At 69.3% G+C, this 8,530-nt stretch carries 6 protein-coding genes; 2 read left to right on the top strand and 4 right to left on the bottom strand.

Going from position 1 to position 8,530, the window contains the following annotated elements; translation table 11 throughout:
• Window positions 1-442 precede the first annotated feature (442 nt).
• Window positions 443-1,849: a sulfatase gene (locus tag JHC79_RS02445; protein WP_296388278.1), complete on the bottom strand. Its 1,407-nt coding sequence runs from the start codon at window positions 1,847-1,849 to the stop codon at window positions 443-445.
• On the bottom strand, window positions 1,846-2,169 hold the full coding sequence (locus JHC79_RS02440; RefSeq protein WP_296388351.1) for a chorismate mutase: 324 nt from the start codon (window positions 2,167-2,169) through the stop codon (window positions 1,846-1,848). Before JHC79_RS02440 ends, JHC79_RS02445 begins: the two co-directional genes overlap by 4 nt.
• A 69-nt stretch (window positions 2,170-2,238) precedes the next feature.
• On the opposite strand from JHC79_RS02440, the gene JHC79_RS02435 reads away from it, so the two are divergent.
• Window positions 2,239-4,140 carry a hypothetical protein gene (locus JHC79_RS02435; RefSeq protein WP_296388277.1) on the top strand — a complete coding sequence of 634 codons (1,902 nt, stop codon included), beginning with the start codon at window positions 2,239-2,241 and terminating at the stop codon, window positions 4,138-4,140.
• Between the two features lie 16 nt (window positions 4,141-4,156).
• Here JHC79_RS02435 and JHC79_RS02430 read toward each other — a convergent pair whose 3' ends face one another.
• A complete protein-coding gene (locus JHC79_RS02430; RefSeq protein ID WP_296388276.1) occupies window positions 4,157-5,695 on the bottom strand; it encodes a Tox-REase-5 domain-containing protein in 1,539 nt (512 codons plus the stop codon).
• A gap of 127 nt (window positions 5,696-5,822) precedes the next feature.
• Between JHC79_RS02430 and JHC79_RS02425 the strand changes: the two genes are divergently transcribed.
• Window positions 5,823-8,303 carry a UvrD-helicase domain-containing protein gene (locus tag JHC79_RS02425; RefSeq protein ID WP_296388275.1) on the top strand — a complete coding sequence of 827 codons (2,481 nt, stop codon included), beginning with the start codon at window positions 5,823-5,825 and terminating at the stop codon, window positions 8,301-8,303.
• A gap of 13 nt (window positions 8,304-8,316) precedes the next feature.
• Here the strand turns inward: JHC79_RS02425 and JHC79_RS02420 are convergent.
• Window positions 8,317-8,530, bottom strand: a 214-nt coding sequence (locus tag JHC79_RS02420) for a M23 family metallopeptidase (RefSeq protein WP_296388274.1), incomplete at its 5' end; no start/stop codon positions are given.

The following is an 8,530-nucleotide window of genomic DNA, read 5'->3' as shown; positions in this document are numbered from 1 at the left end:
GGTTACGTCAGGTGGTGAGCACACTCGATAACCCGTTTCCACACAGTCGGCAGGTGTTCTTGCGTAACCCGACATGCTGACGTGTGGCAAGCGCGCCAAGGGATGTCGGGCGTAACCCCACGTGCTGACTGTGTGGAAAGCGCCATCGAGTGTGCTGACAGCGTGGCGTGGGTTGCGTTGTGAACGACGCACACTCGATGTGTGCTTTCCGCACTGTCGGCGGCTTTGGGCTTGATTGGTGGTCGACTTCAGGGCGCCGACGGTGCGGAACCGTGTCATCGAGTGTGCGTTGTTTCGCAGTGAGGGTTACGTCAGGTGGTGAGCACACTCGATAACCCGTTTCCACACAGTCGGCAGGTTCTCGCGTAACTCTCATGCTGACTGTGTGGAAGATGGCGTTGGAATCATGCGTAACCGCACGTGGTTTCCACACAATCGGCAGTCAGCTGTCGGTGCTGTGTTCTCTGAGTTCGCGTTGTTCGCCCCGGGGGCGGCGTGAGGGCAGCGACCGCTGGTCCTGGCGCGCGGCCTCGGTCCGCAACTGCTGATGATGGCGCGCCATGAACTCGTGGGCGATCCGGTTGCCGACCTCTTCGGCGGGCAGCTCGTCCCCGGTGTCGGTACGCCAGCGGTGCAACCGATCCGCCAGGTCGGAGACGATGTCGGCATACGCGGCGTCGTCGGCGAGGTTGGTCCGCTCGTAGGGATCGGTGTCGAGGTCGTACAGTTCGCGCTCGGCGCGCGGGAAGTCCTGCGAACCGTCCAGCGCGCGCGCCGAGGGACTGTCCAGGATGTCCAACGGCAGGCTCAGTGCCGGTCGGCGGGCGTAGTTCTCGATGTAGCTGTAGCGAGTGGTCCGCACGGCCCGGATGGGGTCGAAACTGTCGTGATAGGTCTTCTCGGTGAACAACTCCGCACGAACCGGTGCGGCGTCGGTGGCGATGAGTTCGTCGGCGTGCGAGAACCCCTCCATCGACTCGGGGACGTCGAGCCCCAGCAGGTCGAGGATCGTCGGGGTGACGTCGACGCCGCTGAACAGATCGTCGTACTCCCGGGGTGTGACACCTCGCCCCGCGGGCGGTCGGATGATGCAGGCGACGCCCGTGCCCTCCTGGTAAAGCGTGGATTTGGCCCGCGGGAAGGCCACCCCGTGGTCGGTGATGAACACGATCCACGTCGAGTCGTCGAGCCCGAGTTCGTTCACCGTCGCGAGCAGGCGCCCCACCGCCGCGTCGGCCTTGGTGATGGAGCCCTGGAGTCCGGCGATGTCCTCGCGGACCGGCCACGCGTCGGGGAGGAAACCGGGAACGGTCACCGACTCCGGATCGTCCGGCGGGTAGTCCGACGCGGGGTAGGGTCGGTGGGTCTCGAAGAAGCCCGCGGTCAACAGGAACGGGCGACTGTCGGTGCGATCGCGCAACCAGCGCTGGGACTGCTCGACGACGTAGTCGCACAACGAGTCCGAGACGTCGAACTCCTCGAAGCCGAGCCGGTACGGGTCGCTGCTCTCGTGCTGCATGCCGAACAACGCGGATTGCCAACCGGATTCGGTCAACAACTGCGGCAGCGTGCGTACGTCGTCGTGGTACTCGAAACCGTGGTGGGCCAGGCCTACCAGACCGTTGGAGTGCGGGTACCGGCCGCTGAAGAGGGCTCCGCGCGCGGGTGAGCACAGTGGTGCGGCGGCGTGGGCATCGGTCAGCCGGATGCCTCCGGCGGCGAGCGCGTCGAGGTGCGGGCTGGCGACCCCCTGCGCGCCGTAACAGGCGAGATGACGGCCGAGATCGTGCCAGTGGATGAACACCACGTTCTCGCGCCGCGGGCTCTGCGTGTCCTCCGGCGGGGTCATCGCCCGAGTGGTCCGCGACCCAGTCGGAGTAGCAGCATCGCGAGGGTGTGACCCTCCTGGCCGAGCTCGGAGAAGCGCTGCAGAACCTTCATCTCGCGGCTGTGGACCAGGCGTGGTCCGCCCGAGGCCATCCGCGTGCGCCCGACCTTCTTCGACACCGCCGTACGCCGTTTGATGGCACCGAGGATGATCGCGTCGAGTCGATCGATCTCGCTGCGGAGGTCGTCGATCTCGTCCGGCAGGTCGTCGACCTCGGACGACAGGCGGTACTGGCTCAGGTCGATCGGCTGATCGGCGTCGGGGTGCTCCACCCGGCCGATCTTGCCATGACCTGCGATGCGCGCCGATCACTGTGTCGATCCGCGCGCGCGAACTGGTACTACTGGGCCATGGCGCTTTCCACCGCACTCCTGCGGTCGGCTCCCGGCACGGATGTCTCCGACACCGACGTCGCCGGCCCCGCGGGGTGGTCGCGACGCCGCACGATCGGCGTCGCGGTGGCGGTCCTGATCGTCGCGCAGCTCGTACTGCGGTCCTGGGTGGCCGCGCGTGGCGACTTCTACTGGGACGACCTCGTCCTCATCGGCCGTGCGGGGTCCGACCCCATCGGGTCGTGGGCGTTCCTGGGTCACAACCACGACGGCCACTTCATGCCCGCGGCGTTCGCGGTGGCGGGGATCGCCACCGTCCTCGCGCCGCTGAGCTGGCCGGTGGCCGCGGCGACCCTGCTCGTCGGCCAACTCATCGCCTCGCTGGCGGTCGCGCGGATGCTGCTGGTCGTCGCGGGAGCGCGGGTGGCGACCCTCGCGGCCCTGGCCTTCTACCTGTTCACCCCGCTGACCGTGCCGTCGTTCGCGTGGTGGGCGTCGGGGCTGAACACACTGCCGCTGCAGGCGGCGATGGCGTGGGTCGTGGCCGACGCGATCCTGCTGTGCCGCGGGCCGCGCGACGGCGCCCGCCCGACGACGCGCCCGCGCACGATCGTCCTCCGCTCCGCGATCATCTGCGCCGTCGCGTTGGCCTTCTTCGAGAAGTCGGCGCTCATCCTGCCGATCGCGTTCGCCGCCGCGATCCTCTGCGTCCGTCTCACCCAGCTCGCCCAGCGCCCCGACGAACCCACGCGCGCGCTGCCCGTGGTGCTGCGCCGGGGCAGAGCACTGCGGTGCGCGTTGCTCGGGGTGACGGCGGTGTGGGCGGTGGTCTTCGGTCTCGTCGCCCGACCGGGCGCGGGCGAGCACTCACTGGGCCAGACGGCCCGACTGACGTGGCGCGCCATCGACAGCGGCGTCGTCCCCGGCATCGTGGGCGGGCCGTGGACGTGGGATCGCTGGATCCCCAGTCCGCCGTTCGCCGTTCCCACGACCGGCTGGATCGTCATCGGTTGGATCGTGGTCCTGGGACTCGTCGGTGTGGGGCTGTGGGCGCGCCGTGGTGCGGGTGCGATCGTCGTGGTCGCGGCCGGCTACGTGGTGCTCGCGCAGGCCCTGGTCAGCTGGAACCGCAGCAGCACCGACACCGCCCTCGAGCTCTCGCAGACGCTGCGCTATCTCCCCGACGCCGCGGTCGTCCTCGCCCTCGCGGCCGCTCTGGTCGTCTCGGCGCCGCCGCGGGGTACCGAGCGGACCCGACGGGTGTTCGACCGGCGTCCGGTGCGGATCGGGGTCGCGGCCGGGATGGTCGCGGTGACCGTGAGCGCGGTGGTCTCCACGGTCGCGTTCACCGAGCGGTGGCACGAGGGGCCCACGTCGTCCTATCTGGCCAACGCGCGCGCGGCGTTGACCGCCAACGCCGACACCCCGATGTTCGACCAGGCGGTGCCGCTGGAGGTGCTGCTCCCGGTGGCCTACCCCAACAACATGATCAGCCGGGTCTTCGCCCGGCTGCCGAACCGCCCGCAGTTCGGCGACTGGACCGACCGGCTTCAGGTGCTGAGCCCGACAGGCACCATGACCCCCGGTGCGGTGACCCGCACCCGATCGTTCGCGGGTGGTTCGGGCGCATGCGATCGACCGGAGATCACCGCGCGGACCGCCCTGCCGCTCGACGGGCCACTCATCGGATGGCGATGGACGGTGCAGATCCCGTACTGCGCGACGTCGGACGGCACCATCACGGTCAGCGTCGGAAACGGGGCGCCGGTGACCGCTCCGGTGCGCGCCGGCCTCCACCCGCTCTACGTCCAGGCATCCGGTACGGGCACCGACATCGTCGTCCGACCGCTGACCGCCGGACTCGCCCTGCACGTCTCGGCGGGTCAGGTGGGCCAGGTGTTCGACCCGGCGCTGTTCTGAGCGCCACGACGACGAGTCAGCCGGCGGCCGGGACCGTCACGACCTCGATGCCGGTGATCTCGTTCGCGCTCAGCGCGGAGGTGGTCGCCGACGCCGCGTCCTTCTCGGCGAACACCCAGCGGACCGGGGTCGACCCGGCGGCGGCCTTCTGTGCTCGCGCCTGGGCCAGCAGTTGCTGGTAGCCGGGCCACGTCGATTCGAGCGCCCCACCGGAGTCCAGGTGTTCGGAGTACCCGGGTCCGCGCGTCACCAGCAGCACACCGTCATCGGCCCGGCCGTCGAACGCCTGCTCGCCGACCTCGTAGACGACGTTCGAGGGCAGTCCGGTGATCTGCGTTCCGTAGCGGGCCGCTGCGGTGTCGGTCTTGACCCCGGCGCGCCGGAACGTCCCGGTGGGCGGGGCGGTCGACATCGTCCGTCCGGCCGACACGCGGGCAGTGATGGTCGCGGGTGGGGTCTCGGCGTACACGGTCGCGGTGAACGTGCCTCGGACCGCGAACGGGCCGTTCGGTCGTGGCAACGCGGTCACCGCGCAGCGGAACCGTGCGGTCGCGCCGCGCCCCAACGTGACGGTCCGGACGCAGGGGCGCCCGACCGCCCGGCCCCGCGACTCGAAGCCGACGTTCGCGGTGGCGATGACGGTCAGCGCATCGATGGGGGTGGCGGAGGTCGCCACGATCGAGACGTCGGCGTCGCAGCTGGGTGGTGTGCAGGCCCCGGGGGCCGGACGCGCGGTGCTGCGCGACAACGACAACGCGACTCCCGGCGCGATCGACCGTGCGAGCTCACCGGACTGGGCCGACAGGTCACCGTAGAGCGCCTGGGCCGCCGAGGCGTCACGGGCGACGATGCGAACGTCGGCGACGACGGGTGTCCGGGTCGTCGTGCCGGTGACGGCACCGATCCGACCACGGACGCCCACGAGTGCGGTGCCCGCGTCGTCGGTGGTCACGGTGACCTCGCCGCTGACCAGAGTCGTGTCCGAGGTCCGACGTACCGCCGGATCGGTGACCGCCGGTGAGCGCGCGTCCGGGATGGCGTCGGAGCCCCTCGATGCGCCCCGCTGGTCACCGCTCAGCGACGCCGCGAGGCGTGACGGTGTCAACAGGTCGGCGAGGTCGGGGAAACGGGTCTGATCCAGGTGCGCCCAGTCGGTCGATCTCGGGACCGAGGGGGCCGAATCGCCGAGCACCCCGCGCCAGAACTTCTCCCCGCCGCGGGCGATGGCGCTGGGCCCCACCTGGCGGTAGTCGGCCGAGGTGTCGTCGACGGCGATCGTGCCCGCGGCGTCGCCGGCGGCCGAGACCGCCAGACCGTCGAGTCCTATCCGCAACTCCCCGGCGGTCACGGTCCCGCTGTAGGTGGCCGCGTTCGCGACCGCGAACGGCCCGGTCGCCCGGTCCAGCGCGCGGGTGGTGGTGAAGGCGGCACTCGATTCGGCCGACCCCGAGGTGCGGTTGGGCAACACGATGACGACGACCACCACGATCAGCGCGACGATGGCGGCGGCGGTGAACGCGACCGGCCTGACGTACCTGCGGTCGATGGTCCTCATGAGCTCCTGCCCCCGGCGCCGAGTCCGCCGGAACCCCGACCGGCAGATCGCGGCAAATCGTACCCGGGGTGGCGACCCGCGGAGCGTTCAGGTCGGTGTCCGAGGACCGGAGTAACGTCGAACACCGATGAAAACCCCCACCTCCGCGGACCAGACCGCGCTGCCGATCGCCCACCGTCCCGGCTCGTCCGGCGACGCCGGGGGCGAGCAGATCAGCGCGCGCGCCCAGGAACTGCTCGACGGACTGAACCCACCGCAGCGGCGTGCGGTGATGCACACGGGCGGTCCGTTGCTGATCGTCGCCGGTGCCGGATCGGGCAAGACCGCCGTCCTGACCCGACGGATCGCCTATCTGCTCGCCCAGCGCGACGTCTCGCCCGGCGAGGTGCTCGCCATCACGTTCACCAACAAGGCCGCCGCCGAGATGCGCGAACGCGTCATCGACCTGGTGGGGCCGCGCGCGAACCGGATGTGGGTGTCGACCTTCCACTCGACTTGTGTGCGCATCCTGCGCGCCCAGGCCGGCCTCATCGCCAGCCGCAACTCGAACTTCTCCATCTACGACGCCGACGACTCGAAACGCCTGCTGGCCATGATCGTCCGGGATCTCGATCTCGACCCGAAGAAGTTCAGCCCCCGCGGCGCCGGCATCCACATCTCGAACCTCAAGAACGAGCTCATCACCCCCGAGGTGGCGATGGCCCAGGCGTCCGAGGCCGACGACGACACCTCGACCACGCTCGCCGACATCTACACCCAGTACCAACGTCGGCTCAGTGCGGCCAACGCCTTCGACTTCGACGACCTCATCGGTGAGACCGTGGCACTGCTACAGGCCCATCCGGAGATCGCGGAGTACTACCGCCGGCGGTTCCGGCACGTCCTCGTCGACGAGTACCAGGACACCAACCACGCCCAGTACGTCCTCGTGCGCGAACTGGTGGGCACCGGCGAGGGCGGCGTGAGTCCGTCGGAGCTGTGCGTGGTCGGCGACGCCGACCAGTCGATCTACGCGTTCCGCGGTGCGACCATCCGCAACATCGAGGAGTTCGAGCGCGACTTCCCGAACACCGAGACCGTTCTGCTGGAGCAGAACTACCGGTCCACCCAGACGATCCTGTCGGCGGCGAACGCGGTCATCGCCCGCAACACCAACCGCCGCGAGAAGAAGCTGTGGACCGACGCCGGCGACGGGGAACTGATCGTCGGATACGTGGCCGACAACGAGCACGAAGAGGCGTCGTTCATCGCCGGGGAGATCGATTCCCTCAGCGACTCCGGTGAGTTCAACTACTCCGACGTCGCCGTGTTCTACCGGACCAACACCGGATCGCGATCCCTCGAGGAGATCTTCATCCGGCTCGGTATCGCCTACAAGGTCGTCGGCGGCGTGCGCTTCTACGAGCGCAAGGAGGTGCGCGACATCGTCGCGTACCTGCGTGTGGTCGCCAATCCGGACGACACCGTGAGCCTTCGACGCATCCTGAACACACCACGACGGGGCATCGGCGACCGTGCACAGGCCTGTGTCGCAGTGCATTCGGAGAACTCCGGCCTCAGCTTCTACGAGTCCCTCATCGATGCCGCGGCGGGTAAGGTGCCGCTGCTGCAGACACGGGCCAACAAGCAGATCGCCGGGTTCATCGACCTCATCGAGAACCTGCGTGCGGACTTCCTCACCGTCTTCGGCGCCTCGGACGGACCCGACTCCGACGTCGCCTCTGTCGACGCGGGCAACGAGGCGGCCGACATCGGCGAGCTCGTCGAGGCCATCGCGCACCGCTCGGGCTACCGCGACGAACTCGAGGGCTCGAGTGATCCTCAGGACGGCGCACGCCTGGACAACGTCAACGAATTGATATCGGTGGCAAGGGAATTCAGCGCCGACGCCGCAGGCATCCCCGAGGAGGACCGGCCCGACCCGGAGGACGGTCTGCCCGAGCCGGGGTCGCTCGCGGCGTTCCTCGAGCGGGTGTCACTCGTCGCCGACGCCGATCAGGTGCCCGACAGCACGGCCGGTCTGGTGACCATGATGACGCTGCACACCGCGAAGGGACTCGAGTTCCCGGTCGTGTTCGTCACCGGCTGGGAGGACGGCCAGTTCCCGCATCTGCGGTCGCTGGGTGACCCGCAGGAGCTCAGCGAGGAACGACGACTCGCCTATGTGGGCATCACCCGCGCGCGCAAGCGGCTCTACCTCACGCGGTCGATGGTCCGCTCGGCGTGGGGGCAGCCGGTCTCGAACCCGGAATCGCGTTTTCTACAGGAGATCCCGCAACACCTCATCGACTGGCGGCGCACCGAGCCGCGCCGCCGCGAGCGGTCGTTCGGCAGTTCGGGTGGGTTCTTCGGTGCCGGGTCGTACCGGTCGGACGACGGCGGCGGCTCGCAGCGCGGGCGCAGCTCGTATTCGGCCAGCCCCACCCGAGGACGCAACAGCCAGGTGTCGGTGGCGGTGGGTGATCGGGTCAACCACGCCAAGTACGGGATGGGCAAGGTCGTGGCGAAGGAGGGGTCCGGCGCGACCGAGCGTGTGACGTTCGACTTTGGCAGCGGGGGACGGATCACCCTGATGTCGCTGGGTGGCCTGCCGATCGAGAAGCTCTAGCCAGGCGAAGTCGTCAGCCGGTGTAGGCGGACAGCCGCACGCCGTGCTGGGCGAACCACGGCATCGGGTCGATCTTGGTTGTCCCGTTCTTCCAGACCTCGACGTGCACGTGCGGTCCGGTGGAGAACCCCTCGTTCCCCACCAGGCCGATGATGTCGCCTGCGGTGACTTTCTGGCCCTTGGTGACGAGCACGCCGCTCGAGGCCATGTGGCCGTACATCGTGATG

Source organism: Williamsia sp. (assembly GCF_016462415.1).
Taxonomy (GTDB): domain Bacteria; phylum Actinomycetota; class Actinomycetes; order Mycobacteriales; family Mycobacteriaceae; genus Williamsia_A.
Note: the sequence above shows the minus strand (reverse complement) of the source record. Positions and strands in the feature narration are given on the sequence as shown.

Bases quoted from the DNA above. Each gene is read 5' to 3' on its own strand.
- JHC79_RS02445 (WP_296388278.1), bottom strand. From the start codon at position 1,849: ATGACCCCGCCGGAGGACACGCAGAGCCCGCGGCGCGAGAACGTGGTG.
- JHC79_RS02435 (WP_296388277.1), top strand. From the start codon at position 2,239: ATGGCGCTTTCCACCGCACTCCTGCGGTCGGCTCCCGGCACGGATGTC.
- JHC79_RS02430 (WP_296388276.1), bottom strand. From the start codon at position 5,695: ATGAGGACCATCGACCGCAGGTACGTCAGGCCGGTCGCGTTCACCGCC.
- JHC79_RS02425 (WP_296388275.1), top strand. From the start codon at position 5,823: ATGAAAACCCCCACCTCCGCGGACCAGACCGCGCTGCCGATCGCCCAC.